General features: G+C 71.2%; 13 protein-coding genes. 8 read left to right on the top strand and 5 right to left on the bottom strand.

Annotation, left to right across the window (positions count from 1 at the left end; all coding sequences use genetic code 11):
* Positions 1–15: 15 nt before the first annotated feature.
* From ACZ7M3_RS41135 to ACZ7M3_RS41120, 4 genes are all read left to right on the top strand, one after another.
* Positions 16–1,416: an MFS transporter gene (locus ACZ7M3_RS41135; RefSeq protein WP_472070550.1), complete on the top strand. Its 1,401-nt coding sequence runs from the start codon at positions 16–18 to the stop codon at positions 1,414–1,416.
* 108 nt (positions 1,417–1,524) lie between these two features.
* Positions 1,525–2,559: an alcohol dehydrogenase catalytic domain-containing protein gene (locus ACZ7M3_RS41130; protein WP_472070548.1), complete on the top strand. Its 1,035-nt coding sequence runs from the start codon at positions 1,525–1,527 to the stop codon at positions 2,557–2,559.
* A 119-nt stretch (positions 2,560–2,678) separates the two neighbouring features.
* The gene (locus ACZ7M3_RS41125) at positions 2,679–3,527 is read left to right on the top strand and encodes an aldo/keto reductase (RefSeq protein ID WP_472070546.1); all 849 of its coding nucleotides are present in this window, start codon (positions 2,679–2,681) and stop codon (positions 3,525–3,527) included.
* 102 nt (positions 3,528–3,629) lie between these two features.
* Positions 3,630–4,742 (top strand): serine hydrolase domain-containing protein, encoded by a 1,113-nt coding sequence (locus ACZ7M3_RS41120; RefSeq protein ID WP_472070544.1) that lies wholly within the window; start codon positions 3,630–3,632, stop codon positions 4,740–4,742.
* Between the two features lie 101 nt (positions 4,743–4,843).
* Here the strand turns inward: ACZ7M3_RS41120 and ACZ7M3_RS41115 are convergent, their stop codons facing one another.
* Together ACZ7M3_RS41115 and ACZ7M3_RS41110 are read right to left on the bottom strand one after the other, a co-directional pair.
* Entirely contained in the window at positions 4,844–5,764 is a 921-nt protein-coding gene (locus tag ACZ7M3_RS41115; protein WP_472070542.1) for an NADP-dependent oxidoreductase, read from the bottom strand.
* Positions 5,765–5,933: 169 nt separating this feature from the next.
* Entirely contained in the window at positions 5,934–6,581 is a 648-nt protein-coding gene (locus ACZ7M3_RS41110; protein ID WP_472070540.1) for a hydrolase, read from the bottom strand.
* A 320-nt stretch (positions 6,582–6,901) separates the two neighbouring features.
* Between ACZ7M3_RS41110 and ACZ7M3_RS41105 the strand changes: the two genes are divergently transcribed.
* The 3 genes from ACZ7M3_RS41105 to ACZ7M3_RS41095 all read left to right on the top strand — a co-directional run bounded on the left by ACZ7M3_RS41105 (position 6,902) and on the right by ACZ7M3_RS41095 (position 10,842).
* A complete protein-coding gene (locus ACZ7M3_RS41105) occupies positions 6,902–8,005 on the top strand; it encodes an LLM class flavin-dependent oxidoreductase (RefSeq protein ID WP_472070740.1) in 1,104 nt (367 codons plus the stop codon).
* 138 nt (positions 8,006–8,143) lie between these two features.
* Entirely contained in the window at positions 8,144–8,578 is a 435-nt protein-coding gene (locus tag ACZ7M3_RS41100) for a tetratricopeptide repeat protein (protein ID WP_472070538.1), read from the top strand.
* A 263-nt stretch (positions 8,579–8,841) separates the two neighbouring features.
* Positions 8,842–10,842 (top strand): protein kinase domain-containing protein, encoded by a 2,001-nt coding sequence (locus tag ACZ7M3_RS41095; RefSeq protein WP_472070536.1) that lies wholly within the window; start codon positions 8,842–8,844, stop codon positions 10,840–10,842.
* 27 nt (positions 10,843–10,869) lie between these two features.
* Here ACZ7M3_RS41095 and ACZ7M3_RS41090 read toward each other — a convergent pair whose 3' ends face one another.
* Together ACZ7M3_RS41090 and ACZ7M3_RS41085 are read right to left on the bottom strand one after the other, a co-directional pair.
* The gene (locus ACZ7M3_RS41090) at positions 10,870–15,657 is read right to left on the bottom strand and encodes an NB-ARC domain-containing protein (protein ID WP_472070534.1); all 4,788 of its coding nucleotides are present in this window, start codon (positions 15,655–15,657) and stop codon (positions 10,870–10,872) included.
* Positions 15,647–21,466 carry a hypothetical protein gene (locus tag ACZ7M3_RS41085; RefSeq protein WP_472070532.1) on the bottom strand — a complete coding sequence of 1,940 codons (5,820 nt, stop codon included), beginning with the start codon at positions 21,464–21,466 and terminating at the stop codon, positions 15,647–15,649. Before ACZ7M3_RS41085 ends, ACZ7M3_RS41090 begins: the two co-directional genes overlap by 11 nt.
* A 178-nt stretch (positions 21,467–21,644) precedes the next feature.
* Between ACZ7M3_RS41085 and ACZ7M3_RS41080 the strand changes: the two genes are divergently transcribed.
* Positions 21,645–22,574, top strand: coding sequence for an S-4TM family putative pore-forming effector (locus ACZ7M3_RS41080; RefSeq protein WP_095850388.1), 930 nt, complete (start codon positions 21,645–21,647; stop codon positions 22,572–22,574).
* A 55-nt stretch (positions 22,575–22,629) separates the two neighbouring features.
* Here the strand turns inward: ACZ7M3_RS41080 and ACZ7M3_RS41075 are convergent.
* On the bottom strand, positions 22,630–23,069 hold a 440-nt coding region (locus tag ACZ7M3_RS41075), incomplete at its 5' end, for an alkaline phosphatase family protein (RefSeq protein WP_472070530.1).

Raw genomic sequence — 23,069 nt, 5'->3', positions numbered from 1 at the left:
GCAGGAGATCGTCCGGTGTCCACGCCCGCCTCGCCCGCCCCTCTCCAGGCCACCTCTGCCGGCCTGCCGCCGCACAGCAGGTCCGGTGGGCGCCCGGCGCTGGCCGCCGTGCTGCTCGGCTTCTTCACGATCATGGTCGACGCGATGATCGTGAACGTCGCGCTGCCCTCGATCGGGCGCGGCTTCGACAGCGGGATGACCGGGCTGCAGTGGGTGGTCGACGGCTACACCCTCACCTTCGCCGCGCTTCTGCTGTCCGCGGGCGCGATCAGTGACCGTGTCGGGGCCCGCCAGGCGTTCGCCGGGGGCCTGGGCCTGTTCGTCGTGGCGTCCGCGGTGTGCGGGATGGCGCCGAGCATGGGCGTTCTGGTGGCGGCGCGGCTGGTGCAGGGGGTCGGGGCCGCGATGGTCGTACCGTCCTCCCTCGCCCTGCTGCGGGAGGTCTTCCCCGACCCGGCGGCGCGGGCGCGGGCCGTCGCCCTGTGGGGTGTGAGCGGCTCCGTCGGCTCGGCGGCCGGGCCCGTGGCCGGTGGTCTGCTCACCGTGATCGACTGGCGGTTGATCTTCTTCGTCAATCTGCCCGTCGGTGCGGTGGCCCTCGCGCTCCTCAAGCGCGCCCAGCCCTCCCCGCGCCGGTCGGTGCCCTTCGACGGGATCGGCCAGGTCGCCGCCGTCGCCGCCTTGGGCGGGCTGACGTACGCGGTCATCGAGGCCGGTGCCGACGGGTTCGGTACCGCGCGGGTCCTGGTCGCCTTCGCCGTGGCGGTCGTGGCAGGCGTCGGCTACGTCGTCGCGCAGGCCCACGTCCGGCATCCGATGACGCCGCTGCCGCTGCTGCGCTCGCGCACGATGTCACTCTCGGTCGTCATCGGGTTCGCCCTGAACATCGGCTTCTACGGAATGATCTTCCTGCTGGGGCTGTACCTCCAGCAGGTGCACGGGCTGAGCGCGCTCACCACCGGCGTGGCCTTCCTGCCGATGACCGTGCTCACCTCTTTCATCAGCCCGGTGGCCGCCCGCCTGTCGATGCGGTTCGGTGCGCGGATGCCGGTGATCAGCGGTCAGCTGCTGATGGTCTCGGGCCTGCTGGCCATGGTGGTCGTGCCCGCCGGAGCGCCGGTGTGGGTGTCGGTGGTGCTGATGATGCCGGTCGGCGCCGGCGGCGCGATGGCCGTGACCGCGCTGGTGGCGCTGCTGCTGGACAGCGTGCCCGCTGAGCGGGCCGGCGTCGCCGGCGGTGTGCTGAACGCCGCCCGGCAGCTCGGCGGCGCCCTGGCAGTCGCCGCCTTCGGAGCGCTGGTCGCCGACCGAGCCGGGTTCGTCGGCGGGCTGCACACCAGTCTGCTGATCGCCGCGGCGACGGTGGGGGTGACTGTCCTGGCCACCGTGAGCCTGCGACCCGCCCCTCGTACGTGACCGGCCTCCGCGCAGCGCGGGCCCCACCGACCGACAACACACCCAGCCACAACACACCCCGTCCACGACACACCCAGTCACGACACACCCAGTAAGGACAGATCCCTCATGCGAGCAACCTTCATGTACGGCGCGGGCGATGTGCGCGTGGAGCACGCGCCCGACCCGGTCATCCAGCAGCCCACCGACGCCGTCGTACGAGTCGTCCTGTCCTGCGTCTGCGGCAGTGACCTGTGGCCGTACAAGTCCATGCCCGCCGGCGAACAGGGGCGGCCCATGGGCCATGAGTTCCTCGGCGTCGTCGAGGAGACCGGCTCCGACGTGACCGGGGTGAAGCGCGGTGACATGGTGGTCGCCCCGTTCACGTACTGCGACAACACCTGCGACTACTGCCGCAAGGGTCTGCACTCCTCGTGCCGCAACGGCGGCCGCTACGGCTGGGGTGGCGTCGACGGCGGGCAGGGCGAGGCCGTCCGCGTGCCCCAGGCCACCGGCACGCTCGTCAAGCTGCCCGTAGGCGAGGACTCCGAGCTGCTGCCTTCCTTGCTGTCCCTTTCCGACGTGCTGGGCACCGGCCATCACGGCGCGGTCACCGCCGGTGTCACCCGCGGTGACTCCGTTCTGGTGATCGGCGACGGAGCCGTCGGCCTGTCGGCGGTGCTGGCCGCGAAGCGACTGGGCGCCGAGCAGATCGTCCTGATGGGCCGGCACACCGCCCGCACCGACCTGGGGCGGGACTTCGGTGCCACGGATGTCGTGGCCGAACGCGGTGAGGAAGGCATCGCGCGCGTGCGTGACCTGACCGGCAGCCGCGGAGCCGATCGCGTCATCGAAGCCGTCGGCACCGAGCAGGCCCTGCAGGCGGCCTTCGGCTCCGTCACCGACGGCGGCGCCATCAGCCGCCTCGGCGTACCTCAGTACGAACTGGGCCCCATCGGCCCGGCCATGATCATGCGGAACATCACCCTGACCGGTGGTGTCTCCCCGGCCCGCGCGTACATCGAGGAACTCCTGCCGGACGTCCTCGACGGCACGCTCGCCCCCGCGCGCCTCTTCGACCGCGCCGTCGGCCTCGACGAAGTCCCCGACGGCTACCGCGCCATGGCCGATCGAGAGGCCCTCAAGGTCCTCATCCGCCCCTGAACCGGACCGTGCCCGCTTCGGCGGAGGGCTGGAGACGGCCACAGAGCCGGAGCGGCCGGTTCATCGACGGCCTCTGCTGTTCCCGACGATGGCCTCAGCTGTTCCCGAAAGGAAATCCCGTGCAGACCGTGATCCTCAACAACGGCGTCGAAATGCCGATCCTCGGTTTCGGTGTCTTCCAGATACCGCCGGAGCAGACCGAGCAGGCGGTCACCGACGCCCTCGCCGCCGGCTACCGACTGCTCGACACCGCCGCCGCCTACCTCAACGAGGAGGCCGTGGGCCGAGCCATCAAGAACAGCGGCATCCCGCGCGAGGAACTCTTCGTCACCACCAAGCTGTGGATCCAGGACGCCGGTGAGGAGAACACCAAGCGCGCCTTCGAGACGTCGCTGGGCAAGCTCGGCCTCGACCACCTCGACCTGTACCTGATCCACCAGCCTTTCGGCGACGTCCACGGCTCCTGGCGCGCCATGCAGAACCTGCATCGCGAGGGCCGCATCAAGGCGATCGGCGTCGCCAACTTCCACCCCGACCGGCTCGTCGACCTCATCGTCAACAACGACGTCACGCCCGCGGTCAACCAGATCGAGACCCACCCGTTCTTCCAGCGCGCCACCGACCAAGAGGTCATGCGCGAGCACGGGGTCCAGATCCAGTCATGGGGCGGGTTCGCCGAAGGCCGCAACAACCTGTTCACTCACCCGGTCCTGAGCGAGATCGCCGAGAAGCACGGCAAGTCCGTGGCACAGGTCGTGCTCCGCTGGCTGTCCCAGCGCGGCATCGTCGCGATCCCCAAGTCGGTCCGCGCCGACCGTATGGCGGAGAACATCGACGTCTTCGACTTCGAGCTCACGGACGACCAGATGGTGTCCATCGCGGGCCTGGACACCGGCAGGTCTCTCTTCTTCGACCACCGTGACCCGGCCGCGGTCAGTCGGCTCACCGGCCTCCGCATCCACGACTGACGCGGCGGACGGCCCCGGCCGGCCCACTTCGCGCGGCCGGGCGCGGCCTCGTCGCGGATATTCGGTTGACCACGGTGGTGCGGTGCGGGCTAAGTTCCGCGCATGGCCGAGATTCAGGGTTCGTACGACGATCTCTTCTCCGCGGTACCCGGCGCACTCGCCGAGTTGCTCGACGCCGGAGACGTGGGCGCCTCGGTGGCGGTCTTCGTGGACGGTGAGCCGGTGGTGGACGTCTGGGGCGGATTCACCGACACGGATCGCGCGGTCCCGTGGCAGCGCGACACGATCGCGGGCGTCTGGTCGGTCACCAAGACGATGACGGCGCTGTGTGCCCTCGTCCTGGCCGACCGCGGCGAGCTCGACCTGACCGCGCCGGTCGCCCGGTACTGGCCGGAGTTCGCCGCGGCGGGCAAGGACGGGGTGCTGGTGCGGCACCTGCTCGCGCACACCGCGGGCCTGCCCGACTGGGACGGGCCGACGACGGCCGAGGATCTCTACGACTGGCCGTCCGCCACGGCGCGGCTCGCCGCGCAGGCTCCGCGGTGGGAACCGGGCACCGCGGCCGGATATCACTCGCTCACCCAGGGGTTCCTCGTCGGCGAGGTCGTACGCCGGATCACCGGCCGCGGCCTGGGCGAGTTCTTCGCCGACGAGGTGGCCGGGCCGTTGGGCGCGGACTTCCACATCGGGTTGTCCGCCGAGCACGACCACCGGGTCGCGCTCGCGATCCCGCCGCTGTCGCGCGACGAGGACTACGTGTCGAGCGCCCCCGGCAAGACCGCACCCCCTACCGCCGGAGGTGGGATACGGGTCCGTGACGGGAACAGCGTCGCCTGGCGGCGCGCGGAGATCCCCGCGGCGAGCGGATTCGGCAACGCCCGCTCGGTCGCTCTCGTGCAGTCGGTGATGGCGTGCGGCGGAACGGTGCGTGGGGTGCGGCTGCTGTCGCAGGCCGGCTGTGCTCGTGCGTGGGAGGAACAGTTCCGTGGCGAGGACCGCCTCCTGGGCATGCCGATGCGCTACGGCATGGGGTACGGCCTGTTCGGCACTACCTATGGCTGGAGCGGCTGGGGCGGCGCGACGGTCATGATCGAACCCGACGCGCGCATGGCGGTGTCGTACGTGCCGAACCAGATGCGCGAGCCCGGGGACGACTACCGGGGACTCGAGGTCGTGATGGCGGCCTACGACGGGCTCAAGGGCCTGCGCGCCTGACTTGCGCCGTCGGGCGCGCATCAGGATCCGGCGGAGGTCGGGTACCCGTGCGTGGGCGGGGTGACCGTTGGGATCTGGGTGTCGGCGCCGGGTGCGTTCCCCTATGCGGGAAGCAGCACGATCTTGCCGCCCAGATGTCCCGCCTGGCTGACCTGCAGCGCGTCCGCCGCCTCCGCCAAGGGGAAGGTACGCCAGATCGGAACCCGCAGCCGTCCCTGCTCCATGAGGTTCAGAATGTCCCGAAGGGCTTGGGCACCGTTCTCTCCCGGCGCGCTCATGTGGACCTGGATGCCGGTGTCCGCGGCGTCGAACGCCACAAGGGTGAGGACGCGTGCCGGGCCGCCCGCGAGTGCGATCGAGTCCGGGATCTCACCGCGGCCGGAGGCGTCGAGGACCGCGTCGACGCCCTGGGGAGCGATGGCCCGTACGCGGTCGACCAGCCCCTCGCCATACGTGACAGGTTCCGCGCCGAGCGAGCGCAACTGTTCGTGGTTGGACTCGCTCGCGGTGCCGATCACCCGCGCGCCACGGGCCACTGCCAGCTGCACGGCGAACGTGCCCACCCCGCCGGCGGCGGCGTGCACCAGCAGTGTCTCCCCCTTGGCGATCTTGAGCTTGTCGAGCACCTCCCAGGCGGTGATGCCCGGGCCTGCCAGGCTCCCCGCCACCTCCCAGGAGACGGAGGCCGGCTTGGCGACCAGCACGGCAGGGTCGGCGAGCGCGGACTGGGCGTAGGAAGGGGTGATGGACGCCCCCAGCACCTGCTCACCCACCTCGAAAGCGGTCACCCCTGCTCCGACCTGGTCGACCACGCCGGCCACGTCGGACCCGAGGCCCGCCGGAAGATCGAGGGGCATCACCTGGCTCATATAGCCACGCAGGATCTTCCAGTCGATCGGATTGACACCCGCGGCCCGCACCGCGAGCCGTACCTGGCCGGGGCCCGGAGTGGGCGGCGGCACATCCACCACACTCAGCACGTCGGTGCTGCCGTATTCGGAGAACTGCACGGTGAGAGACATCTGCTTCGGCTCCAAGCTGTCAGGGGCGACTACTTGTGCGGGGCGGGCACGACGGCATCACTCACCGTACGGCCCCGAGTGAGCGCAGTACGGCCGGCGGCCGCTTCGCCCGCAGGCGCACAGGATCGCCCTGGTCTCGGCGCGCGGGCCTTCTGCGGTATCCATGGCGTCAGCCGCCGGTTCCCGCGTGGCAGGCGAGAAGCTGCGTCTCCCAGCCGAAGGCGACACCGTCGTACTCCGTCCGGGCCTGAGCCACCGCCGGCACGGTCTCCTCCCGGATCCCGTCGCACTGGGGCTCACCCGTCAGGGCCGACCAGGTGATCGGAACAACGCCCGCCCGAGCCATGCGCCGGACGGCCATGTCGTGGGCCTCCTTCGACACACCGCCCGAAGCGTCTGTGACGACGTACACCTCGAAACCCTCACCTGTGGCCTGTATCGCCGACATCGCCACACAGATCTCGGTCCAGAGGCCGGCGATGATCAGCTTCCTGCGCCCGGTCGCCTTGACGGCCTCCACAACACGATCATCCTGCCAGGCGTTGATGAACGCCCTGTCGATCGGCTTCTGCTCCGGGAACACGTCCTGCAGCTCTTGCACGAGACAGCCGCCGCGCCCCTCCGCCACGGTCGTCAGAATGGTCGGGACACCGAATGCCTTGGCGGTCTCGGCAAGACCGATGACATTGTTGACGATCAGCGTCGGCTCATGACTGTTCACGTTGGCGACATGGAACGGCTGATGGTCGATCAGTACGAGAACGCTCTCCTCAAGGGTCGGCAAAGCCTGAAGTCCGGTCCTGGCTACCGCGCTCATGGGAACCTCTCCGAGTGTCCGCGCCCGCGGACATAGGCAGAACGCCTTCGATCTCGATGCCGGGAATGCGGTCAGCGGTGGCCTGTCCGGCATGCGCGTGGTGTTCGGCCGGCCACGCCCGGCTACGGTCCATCGAGGCCCGCTAGGTGATGCATCACCTACATTAACCTCGACTCTTGATGTGTCAACCAGATGCCCGGGTGAGCGTGCCGAGCCCTTCCGGGGTCAAGGCGTCGATGGAGAGACTGAGACGGAATATCGCGGCTCGGCGCCACGTTCTCCGCTGCAGTTGATACATCAACCGCATGGAGATGGGTGCAATGCAGTTCGGGATCTTCACCGTCGGTGACGTGACCACCGATCCGACCACCGGCCGGACACCGACCGAGCACGAGCGGATCAAGGCGATGGTGACCATCGCGCAGAAGGCGGAGGAGGTGGGCCTCGACGTCTTCGCGACCGGCGAGCACCACAACCGGCCGTTCGTGCCGTCCTCCCCCACCACCATGCTCGGCCACATCGCGGCGCGGACGGAGAAGCTCATCCTCTCCACGTCGACCACGCTGATCACCACCAACGACCCGGTGAAGATCGCCGAGGACTACGCGATGCTCCAGCACCTCGCCGACGGACGCGTCGACCTCATGATGGGGCGCGGAAACACCGGCCCCGTCTACCCCTGGTTCGGCAAGGACATCCGCCAGGGCATCCCGCTCGCCATCGAGAACTACGCGCTCCTCCACCAGCTCTGGCGCCAGGAGACCGTCGACTGGGAAGGCAGGTTCCGCACACCCCTGCAGTCCTTCACCTCCACCCCCCGCCCACTGGACGACATACCCCCCTTCGTCTGGCACGGCTCCATCCGCTCCCCCGAAATCGCCGAACAAGCCGCCTACTACGGCGACGGCTTCTTCGCCAACAACATCTTCTGGCCCAAGGAACACTTCCAGAAACTCATCAACCTCTACCGCGAGCGCTACGCCCACTACGGCCACGGCACCCCCGAACAGGCCATCGTCGGCGTCGGCGGCCACATCTACATGCGCCACAACTCCCAGGACGCCATACGCGAGTTCCGCCCCTACTTCGACCACTCCCCCCAGATGGGTGGTGGCCCCTCGCTGGAGCAGTACATGGACCAGACGCCACTGACCGTCGGCTCGCCGCAGCAGGTCATCGAGAAGACACTCACTTTCCGCGAGCACTTCGGCCACTACCAACGCCAGCTGTTCAACGTGGATGGCATCGGCATACCCCTCAAGACCGTGCTGGAGCAGCTCGACCTCCTCGGCGAAGAAGTCGTACCCGTCCTCCGCAAGGAATTCGCCAAGAACCGACCGGTCACCGTGCCCGACGCTCCGACACACGCCTCACTGGTCGCCGCTCGCGACGCCGAGCGCATGTCCGCGGCGTCGACCGGCTGAGTCCTCGGACCGGGCGAGAGCCCGCTCGTGATGAACACCAGGCCGAAGTCCTGCGGCCCGTCGAGGACTTCAACAGCGGCCGTCCGGCTGCGAGAACTCCGGACGGCCGCCGCACACGACTCCAGGAAGGGAAACGTCGTGATCGACAACCTCAACGACTACCAGCCGAACGGCGACGTCGCGGCCGACCGCTGGGCAACCGCCCGGCACCTCTTCGACCATGGTGTCGGTGTCCCCCACGAGGAGACCACCGTCGAGCGTTGGGAGCGGGCCCAGGCGCGCTTCGAGGCCAAGGACTACGCCGGGGCCGCCAAACTGCTCGCCGCCGTCGTCGAGGAAGTCCCCGAGCAGACCGGCCCCCGACTGCTGCTGGCCCGCGCGTACTACCACTCCGCGCAACTGCGGCGGGCCGAGGAGCAGTTGCGCGAGGTCATCGACCGCGACCCGGTCGAGCACTACGCCCACCTGATGCTCGGACGCACGCTGGAACGCCAGGCACGCCACGACGAGGCCGCCCCCTGGCTCCGCATGGCCGCCGCCTTCACGGGCGAACTCCCGGCCGACACCATCTGACCGAAGTGCGTCTCACTTGCCGCCCGCAACGACGCGTGCGGTTCGAAGCGGCCGGCCCGCCTTGCGTCGGGTGGAATCGACCAACGCTGGGCGGTCGCCATCGGCCCATCTACACATGACCTCGGCGCCGAACCGTCGCCTGGAACCAGGACGTCCAGTGGACAGCCACAGACTCCGGGCGGAATCCGGCCAACTCGCCTGCCGTACAAGTGTGCTGCGCTAATCTCGCGCTCACACGCGTCACGCGAGAGACCAGGATCCCCATGCCAGTGCAGCACCGCAGCCGGTCCGAAATATTGGCCTACGCGGCGGTCGGCATGGAACCGCCGCCCGTGACCCCGCTGCGGAAGAGCGACCCGAGGCAGGCGGGCCCGTACCGGTTGGAGACGGTGCTCGGCAGCGGTGGCATGGGCCGGGTCTATCTCGGCCGGGACACCACCGGCGGGGCAGGTATGGCCGCGGTCAAGGTGATCCGGCCCGAATACGCGGAAGACCCGCTGTTCCGGAAGCGTTTCGAGCGGGAGGTCGGCGCGCTGGACCGCGTCAAGGGGGCGCACATCGTGCGGCTCATGGGCAGCGGCTGCGACGAGGACCTGGTCTGGGTCGCCACCGAGTACATACCGGGGCCCACTCTCTCGGACGTCGTCACCGAGCGCGGCCCGATCGACGCGGCGGCGGCCTGGCGTCTGCTGGCGGACGTGGGGCGTGCGATCGAGGCCATATGGCGTGCGGGGCTCGTCCACCGCGACCTCAAACCGTCCAATGTGATCCTCGGAGCCGACGGTGCCCGCGTCATCGACTTCGGTGTCGTCCAGGCCGGCGACGGCACCTCCCTCACCGCCACGGGCCAGAACGTGGGAACCCCCGCCTACATGTCCCCGGAACAGACCAGAGGCCTGGAGGTGACCGCAGCCTCCGACGTCTTCTCCCTCGCCTCCACCCTCACCTACGCCGTCGCGGGGCAGGCACCGTTCGGCGAGGGCACGGGTGTCGACGTCCTGCACCGGGTGGCCTTCGAATCGCCGCGGGAAGAAGTCCTCGACAAGGTGGCGGACGTCGATGCGGAACTGGCCGCGTTCATCCGCACCTGCCTGGACAAGGATCCCGAGCAACGGCCGTTACCGGAGACCGTGTTCAGGACCGCCATCGGGCACCAGCTGTCGGCGCCGACCGGCGGCCCCTCACAAGCCGCACGCAAACATCCCTCCAAGCGTGCGCCCATCCACGCCGAGCGGTCCGAGGCACTTCCCGCCGCCGCGCCCTCCGCCCCGCCCGCCGTATCGCCCGCACCCAGCGCGACAGCCGCCCCTGCCGCGTCCCGGAAGCGCGGACGGTTGATAGTGGGGGCCGCAACGGCCGCCGCCCTGGTCGCCACGGGCGTCACCGTGACGCTGCTGCAACAAGGCGACAGCCGGACACCGGCGGCCCCCCGGCCGGAGACATCCACGGCCGTGTCCGGAGACCCGACCCCGACGCCCGGCATCTCCAAGAGCGCGCCCACCTCCACACCGCCGACGACGGACCGGGCGGCGGGCAAGCCGTCGAGTCCGGCCGAGACGCGGAATCCCACGACCCTGGACCTCAGGTCCGCCGCATGCGCCGCCAAGATCGTCTCGGGAGCCCACGGCGACTGCGTCAAGGCCCTGCAACTGCTGCTCGCAGGCTACGGACTGCACGTCACGGTCGACGGGCAGTTCGGGGAGGCGACGGTCACCGCGCTCAAGGCCTTCCAGGCCGAGGCCGGGATCGCCGTGAACGGAAAGGCCGACGCGGAGACCAAGCAGCTGCTGTACGGCATGGCGCGCGGGCCGGTGCAGGTCGGTTCGCTGACCGTGACCGAGAGCGTCGACGGCGCCTCGGTCGCCAGGTGTCTCGACGCCCACACCGGGGCCACGGGCGGGGACGGCCTGAACGTCCAGGTGTGGACGTGCGACGGCACGGCTGTCCAGAAGTGGGCCCTGCATCGCGTGCCCGGTCAGGGCTCCCAGTACCTCGTCGTCAATCAGGGCAACCACCGCTGTCTGGACGCCGACCTCGGCACCGTCGGCCGGAACGGCCAGAAGATCCGCGCCCGGAACTGCAACGGGCTGAGCACCCAGCGGTGGCGCCTCGGCGCCTCCGGTCCGTCCGGCGGCCGGACACTGGTCAGCGTCCCGGACGGCTTCTGCCTGGACGCGGAGGCCTCCTCTTCCGGGAGGGACGGTCAGACGGTCCAGGGCTTCGGATGCGCGGGCAGCACCAACCAGGTGTGGAGTTGGTCCTGACACAACGTCAGGAAGGATGGCCTGTGCTCACCGGTCGTCCGCCGCATCGGAGGAGACCTCGCACGCGTACAGGCCCGCGGAGCCTCCGAGGACGAGGCGATGCTCGTACGGGTGGAAGGAACAGGAGGACAGATGGCCGTCCACCCTCAGTCGGCACACCTCGACCGCCGTCCCGGTGTCCCACAGATGCGCCGTTCCGTCCATGGTGACGGCCACGAGACTCGTTCCGTCTCGTGACATGGCCACGGACCACATCGCGGATCCGTCGCCCTCCAGGACATGGCGTGGCCGTCCCGTGGCGGGATCCCACAGGAGCACATGGCCGTCGTAACCGGCGGTGGCCAGGTGCCGTCCGTCGTGCGACCAGCACACGGCGCTGACCGAACTCCTGTGCCCCGGCCAGAGGTCGATCCTCCCCGTGGGACGTCCTGCGGGGTCCAGGTGGATGACACGCACCTCCATCGACGAGGTGGCCGCGATCAGTCGAGAGCCGTCGGGGGCGAACGACAGCGCGTTGACACTGGCCCCCAGCGGGGTGGTGTGGACTCGTTCCCAGGTCTCGGTCTCCCACAGCACCACGTCGGTGTCGGCGGCCGCGGCCCCTCGTCCGTCAGGGCTCCAGGCGACCGCCGCCGCGTAGGTCAGCTTTCTCGCGAGGGTACGGATCACCTCGCGCCGGCCGGCGTCCCACAGCAGGACCCTGCCGTCGTCACCGACGCTGAGCAGCCGACCCCCGTCCGGCGCCCAGGCCATGGCCCTGAGGTCGCCGTCATGGGCCCGCACGGCGTACCGCGGCCAGGCGGGAAGTTCCTCGATCCCCCCGTCGGTCACCATCAGTTGGCCTCCGGCGTTCCCCGCGGCCAGCGCGCCGGTGGGTGACCAGAGCACGGTGTTCACCCGCTCGGCCAGTCCTGCGTCCGGGGCGGAGTGCCGGTCGAGGATCCAGAGCCGTACCGCCGGTTGACGGCTGCCCACGGCGATCCGGTCTTCGTTCGGTTGAGGAGCGATCGCCCGTACCTGGACGCCTCGGGCGGAGAAGGTGTCCTCGAGTTCCAGGCACGGTCCGTCCGGCTGCCGGGTGAACTTCCAGACGAAGACAGTCCCGTCGTTGTCCCCCGCGAGCAGCGCGTCCCCCGACGACGTCCAGCACAGCGACTGGAACCACGCCGCCCCGGGACGCGCCTGTCCGGAGATCCGGGCCACGACCGTGGCGCTGCGGCGGTCGATGACGGTCACGGTCGCCGAATGGCCGATCACGGCCAACAGGTCGCCGTCGGGATGCCAGTCCAGCGCCTGGACCGACGGTCCGCCCGTGTCGACCACGGTGGGCGCGGCCTCTGCCGCCGCCCGCTCCCAAAGCTGAACCCGGCCGTCGGCGAGACCGACCGCGAGCCCTCCGCGCTCGTGCCACCGCACAGCCGTACAAGAGGTGTCGCGCGGGCCGGGGAGCGGCGGTCCCAGGCCGTCCTTGTCGTAGGGCTCGTGCCACAGCCGTACCTCTTCGCCGAGGGCGACGGTGACGGCCCGGGAGTCGGGAGTGAAGGCGACCATCACGCGCTGCTGGTCCTCGTCGGAGAGGACGAGCCGTCGTGTGATCCGGTGCTCGGAGGGATCCACCAGGACCACCTCGCCGCGGTCCGTGCCCACGGCCAGGGTCGAGACGTCGGGGCTCCAGGACAGGCTGACCACTGAGCCGTCGCCTTCGCCGGCCACGTCCACCACCGCGTCCGGTCGTTCGTCGTCGACACGGCGGATCCTCAGCGTGCCGTCCCCGCTGCCGCTGACCAGCACCCGGCCGTCCGCCCGCCAGCACAGGGCGTGCACGGGCCCCGTGTGACCGGTCAGTACCCGCCACAGCCGCCCGTCCGGATCGTCGGGGAAGGGCTCCGTCGCGACGAGCCCGCCGTGCAGGACCTCGCGCGTGTGGTGCAGTCGTCGCCGGACCTCCTTCCATGCCAGACAACGGCTGTGCAGGGTGACGGCGAGATCGAGGCGCCGCACATGACCGGCCAGGAGATGAGCCTCCCCGTGGACCAGCGCGCCGAGTTCCATGGCGAAGCGGTCCATTCCCAGGACCGGGAACATCGAGTAGTAGCGCGCCGCTTCCGCCTCCAGGGCGGCCGGACCGCTGCGCCAGACCCGTTCGACGAGAAACCGGAAGTCGGTGGTGGTGTGGTGGAGGTCGGTGGAGGCGAGGGCTCCCGCGAGGTGGTAGGTGACGTTGTCCAGGAACGCGGGATCGGCGCCGGGTGCGGCCAGGGCGTGCCAGCCCGCCCCGCCGCACAGCGCGGCATGCCCCTCCAGCAAGGTCTGATGTGCCTGCCGGACCGCTTCCGGGTCGCGACGGCGCAGGACGTCACGGATGACGTCGTGCAGCCGTACGCCCCCTCCGTCGTGCTGGGCCAGCAGGGAGTGCTCATCCAGCCGCACGCACTCACGGCGCGCCGTCAGTTCGGTCACACCCCAGAGCCTCGCGAGCCAGCGGTAGGGAATGTGCTGGTCCTCCGGGAAGCAGGCCATGGCCGCCAGCCGACCCAGTGAACCGCGGCCGGTGCGCGGGATCCGGGCCAGTTCGTGGAGGCTGAGGTCGACCGTGGCTTCCACCGTGCGGGTGCCGGGGACCGGATAGGCGTCGAGGGGGCCCGCCAGACCGTACCGGTCCAGCTCCTCGGCCATCTCGGACACGACGTCCGGCAGGGCCATCCCGCTGCGGTGAACCATGCTGCGCAGTACGCCGTTCAGCAGTCTCAACGCCAGCGGCCAGTTGCCGGAGCGCTCGAACAGCGGGAGCAGCGTGGTGTTGTCCGCTCCCTCGACTCCCGCTGCCAGCAGGTTCAGGGACTGCGCGGAGGACATGCGGTCGATGCGGATCAGCGGCGCCGACGCGTCCAGCACCCCGGGTCTGCGGGTGGTCACCAGCCGGACGCAGCCGCTGCCGCCCCGGAGGAAGGGTTCCACGTCCTCCCGACGCCACACGTCATCGACCACGAGCAGTACGCGGCGGCCCTCCAGCGCCGCACCCAGATGTTCGCCGGCCGCCTCCACCGTGGCGTAGACCGGGGGTTCGGTGCCCGTGAGGAGCGTGACGAGGTCGCGCGCCCAGGCGATGATCCGCTGGTGCGGCGGGTCCTGGCCGAGCTGCGCCCACAGCACACCGTCCGGGAAGGCGGCTCGCACCTCCGGGTGGTGACAGACCCAGGCGGCGAGCGTGGTCTTGCCGAAGCCTCCGGTGCCGTGGACACCGGTGACGGAGGAGGTCAGGCCTACGGCGCTGTGTCCTTCCGTCGGTACCCGCTCACCCGCCGCGGCGGCCGCCAGGAGGGAGCGCAGCAGGTCGGTGCCTTCCGCGGGCCGGTCGACGAAGTCGGTGGGCACGGCGGGGGCCATGTGCGGGACGGGGGGCCGGTTCACCGGTGGGACGGGGGGCCGGTTCACCGGTGGGACGGGGGGCCGGTTCACCGGTGGTACGGCGGCGTTCGCCGACGGTGTGGCGGCGTGGACGTCGGGCTCTCGTACGGCGACGGTCGTGGCACGGGTGGTCGTGGACGCGCGCCCTGCCGTACCTGCCTGCGACGGGGGCGAGACCGCGGGCGCGGACGAGGGAGGCAGCACCCCGTGCCGCGACAGCAACTCGCCGCCCGCGTGGGCCGCCAGACGGAAGAACCTCCACCTGCGGGCCTCGCCCAGGTCCTCGTAGGTCGTGAAGCGCAACGCCGTCGCCAGGACGGACAGCAGCAGCTGGTCCGACCATAGAGCCTGCCAGCCGCCCGATGCCACGTCGGCACAGGCGGAGTGCAAGTCATCGACGAGAAGCGCCAGTTCGGGCACGATGCGCGCCGCATACGCGTCCCTCGGATCGACCACGTGGCGCAGCAAGGCGAGCTCGTGCTCGTCGATCAGGCCGGTCGGCGCTCTCTCGGCCAGGACCGACAGCATCAGTGTCGCCACGTCCCGGGTGAGCGGAGCGTCTTCGGCGAAGGTGGACAGATCGATGAGCCGAAAGGCGTCAGGACGCAACGTGCCCCTGCGCAGGGGCACCAGGGCGTTGTGCAGATGCAGGTCACCGTGGGCCAGCCCGTGCACGACCGGGATCCGCGGGTCGGGCAGCTCGGCGTCGCCGACGGTCATGGTCAGCGGATTCGGCAGGACGATGTCGCCGACCTCGATCCATGCCGTGTCGGGGCGCAGGTTCTCGATCCCGGCGCCGTAAGCCCGTGTCGAACCGCCCTCGGCGACCGACGCGTCGAGTTCGCGCCGCAGGAACTCGGAGACGCTCACGAGTTCGGTGTCCTTGGACTCGAGCCCCTGGTTCCAGTCGGCGACGAGGCCGGTGGCGACGGTGCGAAAGGTCGACCGCAGGTCCTCGTCGTTCAGCTGTGCCATCGTGACGACGTTGCGCAGGTCGTCACCGGCGGGGCTCTGGAACGTCAGCAGCCGTCCGTCGCCCACCGGGTGCGGCGGGTAGAGCTGTTGGGTGAGGTGCTGCCGGGCGAAGTCGCCCCGGAGTTCGGAGGCACGTCGCGCCCGCGTGTGGGCGGCGTGTTCCGCGCGCTGATCGGCGGGACACAGCTTGACCACGACGATTCCCGGACCCGGTGTGATCGTCACGGCTGCCAGTACCGCTCCGGTGTACCCCTTGCCGGACGGGGCCCACTTGGGGTGCGTGGGCCGCACGGTCACCGCCATGGTCTCGGCCCATTCGACCAGTGCCCGCGCCGAGCGCTCGTCGCCCAGGCACTCGCTGAGCTCCTCCACACCGCTCGGCGCGTCCTGCGCCGAGGTGCGTGCCCGCCCCGGGGCCTGTTCAGGACTCATCGTCACCCCGCGAAGACACCGGCAGGTCCGCCTCGGCCGCCGGACAGGACACGGTGAGCATCAAATAGCCTCCCCCTCCCGCGAGGTACACCATGTCGCCCTGGACGGTGACGTCGTTGACGGTGAAGGGCAGCAGCAGCCGTACCGGTGCGGTGTCGTGGCTCGGTCGGTCCAGCAGGAGCAGCTCCACGCCGTCCTCGACGGCGTAGACGACGAACGGCCGGCCGTCGGCCGTCCGGCCGGCCCTGGGCGGACCGACAAAGGCGCCGTGTGCACGCGACCGGTGGACCACGGTGCCCGACTGACCGCCGGTCTCCGGGTTCCAGACCTTCAGCCCGCAGGCGTCGTCGGCGCTGTGACCGGTGACCACGACCGGAGGCGACGCCGCCACGACGGTGGCTCCGACGACGCGTGCGTCGTCCCTCGACAGGTCGTGCACGAGCGAGCCGTCGACGGCGTCGTACACCGCCAGGCCACCGTGGGTGTCGCCCGCCAGTACCCGCATGCCGTCGCCGCCGGGCACGTGCATGACGACCGTGACCATGCCCAACTCCTCGGCGAGGGGCGGCAGTGCCGGGGCGGGCCCGTCCTCGCTCCATGACCAGCGGACCAGCAGGCCACCCTGGGTGCCCGCGACCAGGACCGGATCGGAGCCGGGCGTGGACACCCACGCGAGGCTGATCACGTTGCGGGCTGCCTCCGACAACGGCCGGCCCGACGGTGTCGCCGCGGGCACGTCCAGGTCACGCATGTGGCCGGTGGCCGGATCCATGACGCGGACCTGCCGACGGTCGGCCGCGGCGAGCAGTACCCGCCCGGGTCGTTCGAGCACCGCGAGCCGGCCGGGTGCCGTCAACTCGCGTTCCAGCAGCACTCCCGTGCCGGGTTCGAGAGCGAAGATCTGCAGCAGCGTGGAGGAGGTCACGGCGATCCGGCCGCCGTCGGGCCCGCTCCACCCGACGACCGCGAAGGGGTGGCCCGTGGGAATGGGCAGTGCGCCCACGGAGCGGCCGCTGCGCGCCGACCAGAGGTGGATACGGCCGTCGTCGCCGAGCGTGGCGAAGTCGGCCGACACCCCGTCGACCGCGATCAGATGGGCGTCGGCGTCGTGCAGGTCGTACGCCTCCGGGTCCTGGCTGACCTCGTCGAGCCGCCACAGGTCCGCACCGTTGTTGTGCCCGACCGCCACATAGCGTCCGCCTTGGCGCAGCGCGCCCATGGCGAGGGCGTGGGCGGTCGAGCCGACCAGTGTGGTCGAGTCCCGGCCCGGGCCCCATTCCCACACCCGGATACGGCCGACGGTGTCCACGGCCACGATCGCCGGCCGCGGCACACCGGCGGGGCCGATGTGCACGGCGTGGACGGACATGCCCGTGTCCTGCAAGCGGCGCGGCGGGGTGTGCTCGTCGCCGTTCCACAGGTCGACCGCGCCGCTGACGTATCCGAGCGCGATGCCGGATCCGCCCTCGCCCTCCCAGCTCGCGGTGCAGACCGGGACCTCGGGGAAGGGCCATGGGCGCGTGCCGGTCGAGGACCGCCACAACAGGGCCTCCTTCGAGTGCAGACCCGTCGTGATCAGCAACACGCCGTCGGGGCGGTCCGGTTGCAGTGCAGCGAGCTGGATGTTGAAGGCCGGGTCGAGGTCGATCGTGTGGCGCAGGCGACCGGTGTCGGGCTCCCAGACGGTGACCCTGCCACCGGCGGCCACCGCCAGCACGTCGGTGCCGTCGCGGTCCCGCACCACTGTCGCCGTGGTGATGGGTTGACGTCCCGGCTCCCATTCCAGGGGCAGCACGAGCACCTCGTCGGTCCGTCCCGGGCGCCAGATGCCGACGTGTTCGTCCGTCCACCCGGCGAGGAACGCCTCGCCGTCGGCACCGACGCCGTGGACGAGGCCGCGCCGGAAGCCCACCGGGTGTTCGGCCCGCAGCGCGCGCGTCGTCGCGTCCCAGACCCGGACGCCGCCGTCCCGGCCGGCCGTCGCGACGACGGGGAAGCCGTCGTCGTCGAGGTAGGCGGCCATGGCCCACACCTCGGCCGCCCCCGACAGGATCGTTTCGACGAGCGCGCCCGAGTCCGGGTCGCGCACGTCGAGGAAGCGGCCGCCCGCGATGAAGAGCAACGGGTCGCCGTCGCGGCTGTCCGCACATGCCAGGGCCGACACCGGCGCGCCCTCGGCCACCGACTGCCGCAGCGCCTCGTGGCGGACCCGGACGTGGATGACGGACACCGGCATGCCGGCCGCCGTGGCGAGCGCGCCGGAGAGTCCGTGCCGGTTCATCACGGTCGCGGCGACCGACAGCAGAAAGCCCCGTCCCGGTGGCGAGGCTGTCCGCAGCCGGTGCAGGTAGGGGCGCAGCAGGCGGCTCAGGGAGACCAGTCGTTGTGTTCCCGAGGAGACCAGCGCCTCGTGCAGCCGGTCCGGGTCGCAGTGCGTCAGCAGCCCCGGGTCGTCGGCCAGGGACGTGAGCTCGCCGCCCTGGCGCGCGTGTTCGGGCAGCGCACGCCGCAGATAGGCCGACGCGCGCTGCCACTCCCGCGTGCCACCCGCGACCAGTGTGTCGAGCAGCGCCCCGGTGATGGCCCGGTGGGCCAACGTGCGGTCGCCACGTCCGGTCAGGAACGACTCGGCGAGCGCCTCGTGGTGGAAGCGGTAGGCGCTGGGGCCGCCCGCGTCGACCTCCATGACCAGGTGGGTCGCCACGTGCTGTTCCAACAGCGCGGTCACGTCCGCGTCGCCGAACGTGCGCCCGTCCGGATCCAGTCGGGTGGCCAGCAGCGCCCACAGGTCTGTCGCACCGGCCGTTTCGCGGGTGAGTCCGATGCCTTCGGCGAACGCGAGCGGGCGCAGCAGCGCCAGTTGTCGGTCGGCCTCCTCCACCCCGTAAAAGGCCTCGATCTCCTGGCGCATCGCGTCCCCGATGCGCCGCGGGAACTGCCGCCGCCACGCCGGGCTCTGCGCATCGGCCGGTGCGCTGTCCAGCGTGTGCCGGCGGGCGACATGTGCGGCCAGCAGGAAGGAGTGGCGGGCCTGGGTCTCGATGGAGCGGGCGAGCACGCGGCGTGCCCGCGGGCCTGTGGCGTAGATGTTGGGGTTTCCTCGGTCGTTGACCTCGACCGAGAGCAGCCGCTCGCAGTACTCGGCGATGTCACCGGTCTCCAACCACGGTGCTTCGCCCACGTCCACGACCGTGCCACCGTCCCCGACGAGGGGCCCGATCAAGTCTCCACGGGGTGCCAGTACGTCCGTGGGGTCGTGCCCGACCGGCCGGCTCCTGGTGGCGATCAGCAGGCGGGGGCCGCCGGACCGGGCCTGTTGGACCAGGGGACGCAGCACCTCGGCGACGATGCGGTGCGGGTCGTACGCCTCGTCCAGGCCGTCGAGGGCGATGACGGGCGGCAGCGCGCCCGCACCGGAGCCCTCCGTCACCTGCTCCAGGCGGGCCTTCACCTCTTCCAGGGTGAGTTTCGTCAGGCGCATGGTGAGGGCGAAACGGAAGTCCTCCGGCGGGGTCTCCGCGGGCCGGAAGGCGCCTGAGTGCCCACGCAGCCGTTCCCGCAGGTCCGGTACGGTGGCCACCACCGTGCGCGCCATGACGGTGCTCTTGCCCGACCCCGGGGCTCCGGTGAGAACGAGCACCGGTTCGGCCGGGTCGGCGAGCCACTCGGTCACCCGCTTGTTCAGCTTGCGGCGTCCGCTGAAGAACCAGGCCGACTCGCCGCCCCCCGTCGAGGCCCGCGCCGTCGGCTCCCACCAGGACGACATCTCGCCGGGGTCGACGCCTGCGAGATGGTGCCGGGGGTTGGGCAGGCAGCGGTGGGGACCGGCCGGGGTCGGCGAGGCGACCCGGATCGCGTACCCGGGTGGCGCGGCCGTGCACAGCCGGTCGGCGAGCTCGTCCAACGCGAGGTAGGGCTGGTCGCGGGGCGTGTCGCCGCCGGCGGTCAGGGCGTGCGCCCACGCGGTGGCGAATCCCGCGCCGGGCTCGCCCGCCGAGCGGACCGCGACCACCAGGTGCAGGCCTCCGGAACGGCCCTCGCCCGTGCCGAGGTCCGCCATCATCGCGGCGGCCTCACGCGTCACGTCGTCCGGGTCGGCGCCGCGCACGTCGAGCACGAGCAGCAGGGATCCGGCCCCTTCGCCCGGGGGCCGTTCCCGCAGGCCTTCCAGCAGCGAGGTCAGCGGCAGGGTGCCGCGGTCGTGCCCGGGCCGGGAGCGCGGAGTGTGCAGGACCAACTGGCGCGGCCTGCTCGTCGTCGCCTCAAGACGCTCGACCACGCCGGTGACGTAGACCGCGACGGCGTCCTGCGGTCCGGTCCGCGCCAGCCGTTGCGCGATCAGGTCCCTCGGGTCCTGCGGGCCGGTGAGGGGCACGACGACGTCGCCTGCGCTCTCGTATCCGATCCCGCGGAACGAGCGGACCGCCGTCGCGACCGTTTCCCGCACCGCTCCGGATTCCTCGTCCTGGTCGTCGCCGGGGACGACGACCAGCAAGGATCGGTTGAACCCGTCCTCGACACACAGCGGTTCGGCGGCCCCCTGCGGTGGGCGGCTCGTACTGGTCCTCGTGCGAGGCACCGCCGTGACGGCCACGCGGTCGATCAGCCGCCGGACCTCGGGTGCGTGTACACCCCGGGATTCCAGGAACGCGGTGCCGGCGTGGGCGGCGAGGCGCAGCAGCCACCAGCGGGCCTCGGAGTCGACGTTCTCGAAGGACAGGTGAAGGAGCGCGGTGGCGACCAAGGACAGCAGGAGTTGCTCGGACCAGTTCTCCTCGAACTCGGCCTGGAGGAAGGCGGGCCTGGCCGCGTAGCGCACGGCGTCGACGAGTGCGGTCGCGTCGGAGAGCGAGTCGCCGGCCGCCGCCGCGGTGCGGTCGACGAGGTAGTGCAGCAGGGCCTCGTTCTGCGCGGGCGTCTGGGCGGACAGCCGGCGGACGACGGAGGAGACCGCCAGCATGGCGAGGTCGGCGCTGAGCGGGGCGGCCTCGTCGAACGTCGACAGGTCGACGAGCCGGAAGGACTCGTGCTCCACTCTCCCGTCGACACGCGGCACGAGCACGTTGTCCTCGTGCAGGTCCCGGTGGGTCAGCCCGGCGATGAACTGCACACGGTCGTCACGGCCGACCACCGAGCCGTCGAGAAGGGCCAGCGGATTGACCAGGGGTCTGTGCGGGCCGTCCTCGGCCGTCTCGATCCAGCAGGCGCCGGGGTCGAGCAGCATGGCGTCGACGCCGAGAGCGTCCGCCAGGTCGGTTCCCGCCGCGGCGGAGGTCGCGTCGAGTCCGTCCCGCAGGAAGCCGGACACCGTCAGCTCGTCCAGGTGCCAGGTGGCCTCCTCGGTCCAGTCCTGCGTCAGCGCCCAGGCGACCGCCGCGGCCGTCAAGGCCCGGTCGGCCGGGGCGAACTCCGACATCGGACGGCAGCGGGCCAGGCTCGCGCCGGCGATGTTCTGCAGCAACAGCTCGCCCCCGCCCGGCAGTCCGATCGGGTCGCCTTCCATGGAGACCAGATGGCGGGCGGCGAAGTCGGCCGGAGACATCTCCAAGGCGGCGTGGTGGCGCGCGCCTTCGCGGCGTCGGCCGTCCGCGGGGCAGACCTTGACGACGTATTTGCGTGGCCGCTGCGGTGCCGGCGGCCGCGAACGCTCCACCACCGCGGCGAGCCGCGCGCCGGTGTAACCCGCTGCCGTCCAGCGGGGTTCGGCCAGGTCGACCTCCCGGTTCCGGGAGCTCGCCGCGGCGCGCAGCACCTCGGATGCCTCGGTTCCGAGCACCGCCGTGAGGCGGAGCGTCGCTTCATCCCCCATCCGGCCGACTGTATTGCAAGCCGTGCTCGCCTGCGGGGTCGTCGGGATCTCTCCCGCGGCGCCGGTGCGATCCCCGCCACCGGTCGCCCGAAGGCATACGCCGGACGGCTCCTGGGAATGTCCCCGGAGTCCGGCCGCATCGGACATTCCGGATCTTCTGACTGTCAGGGGGGACAGCATGAGTCCACGGACGCTGCTGCCGATCGTCGAACACCAGAACGATCCGGAGATGCTGCGGCTCCTGCGCGCCGCGTCCGCCTCGCACGCACGCGCCCAACGACTCGCCTCCGGCCATGTCGTGGTGTCCACGGTGCTGGCGGTCGGCGCGGTGGTCGGCGTCTTCGTGCCCGTGGCACTGACTCCGCTCAGCCTCGTCGGTCTGGTGTGGGCGGTCGTCTACGCCGTGGGGGCGAGCGCCTGGACGAAGAACGAGTTCCGCAGAGCGGCCCTGCTCCAGGAGACCTTCGACACCCGGCTGTTCGGGCTTCCCTGGAACCACGTGCTCGTCGGCCGTGGGCCGTCCGCCGACGAGATCAGCCGGTTGGCGCGTCACTACCGTGGATCGCCCGCGAGGCTGCGCGACTACTACGAGATCCAGGACCTGCCCCGCCCCTTCGACGTCGTCGCCTGCCAGTTGCAGAACCTCGGCTGGGGCTCACGCATCCGCCGCCGCTACGCCGGCTTCGTACGGACGGGTCTCGTCCTGTGGTGCGCGGCGGGAGTGCTGGTCGGCGTGCTGAACCGGATGCCGCTGACCGACGTTCTCATGCACTGGTACGTCCCCTCCCTGGGGCTCCTGCTGCTGGGCGTCGACACCTACCAGGCGCAGCAGGACACCGTGGCCGCGCGGGAGCACGCGCGGAAGGCGCTGCTGACGCGGACCGAGCAGTACGCGCGGGCCGGAGCTCTCGAAGCGCAGGCCGCCGGAATGCTGTCGCTGGCCCGGCAGGTGCAGGACGTGCTGCTGCAGACCCGGCTGACACAGGCGCGGGTGCCCAACTGGTTCTTCAACCGCTTCCTGGACACCGACCGCGCGGACTTCGCAGCCGCCATGGACGAACTCGGCCGCCTGGTCACCGGGCCGACCACCGCCTCCGGACAGGGCTGACCCCGGAGCCGCTGCCCCAAAGGCGCTGGCCCGGAGCCCGCACACTGCGCGGCCGTCAGACGTGCGGCCGGTCGCCCGTCTCCTGGTGCGGGAACGACTGGTCGGCGCCCGGAAGGGTGGGTGCGGGCAGTGTGGCCACTTGCGCCTGCGCCTTCTCCAGTTGCTGCGCCGTGTCGTCGGGCAGGGGCGGCGGCAGCGGCTGTGGCTGCGTGAAGCGGAAGGCCGAGGTGAAGTCGCCGAAGGCCGAGCGTCGCCAGGCGCTGATGTTCGGTTCCTGGACGCCGGTGAACTGTTCCAGGAACCGCAGGGCCGAGGTGTGGTCGAAGGCCTCCGAGGCCACCCAGCCGCCGACCGTCCAGGGCGAGACGATGATCGCGGGGACTCGGAAGCCGCCTCCGACGGGCAGTCCCTGGACGAACTCGTCCGGCGTACCCGCCGGAGGCGTCGGCGGCGGTACGTGGTCGAACAGGCCGTCGTTCTCGTCGTAGTTCAGGA

This window comes from Streptomyces sp. NPDC111656 (assembly GCF_055656965.1).
This window is presented reverse-complemented; position numbering and strand designations above follow the sequence as displayed.

What these genes read in the sequence shown, in the direction of transcription:
- ACZ7M3_RS41130 (WP_472070548.1), top strand. Translation starts at nt 1,525, where the DNA reads ATGCGAGCAACCTTCATGTACGGCGCGGGCGATGTGCGCGTGGAGCAC.
- ACZ7M3_RS41120 (WP_472070544.1), top strand. Translation starts at nt 3,630, where the DNA reads ATGGCCGAGATTCAGGGTTCGTACGACGATCTCTTCTCCGCGGTACCC.
- ACZ7M3_RS41115 (WP_472070542.1), bottom strand. Translation starts at nt 5,764, where the DNA reads ATGTCTCTCACCGTGCAGTTCTCCGAATACGGCAGCACCGACGTGCTG.
- ACZ7M3_RS41110 (WP_472070540.1), bottom strand. Translation starts at nt 6,581, where the DNA reads ATGAGCGCGGTAGCCAGGACCGGACTTCAGGCTTTGCCGACCCTTGAG.
- ACZ7M3_RS41105 (WP_472070740.1), top strand. Translation starts at nt 6,902, where the DNA reads ATGCAGTTCGGGATCTTCACCGTCGGTGACGTGACCACCGATCCGACC.
- ACZ7M3_RS41095 (WP_472070536.1), top strand. Translation starts at nt 8,842, where the DNA reads ATGCCAGTGCAGCACCGCAGCCGGTCCGAAATATTGGCCTACGCGGCG.
- ACZ7M3_RS41090 (WP_472070534.1), bottom strand. Translation starts at nt 15,657, where the DNA reads ATGAGTCCTGAACAGGCCCCGGGGCGGGCACGCACCTCGGCGCAGGAC.
- ACZ7M3_RS41085 (WP_472070532.1), bottom strand. Translation starts at nt 21,466, where the DNA reads ATGGGGGATGAAGCGACGCTCCGCCTCACGGCGGTGCTCGGAACCGAG.
- ACZ7M3_RS41080 (WP_095850388.1), top strand. Translation starts at nt 21,645, where the DNA reads ATGAGTCCACGGACGCTGCTGCCGATCGTCGAACACCAGAACGATCCG.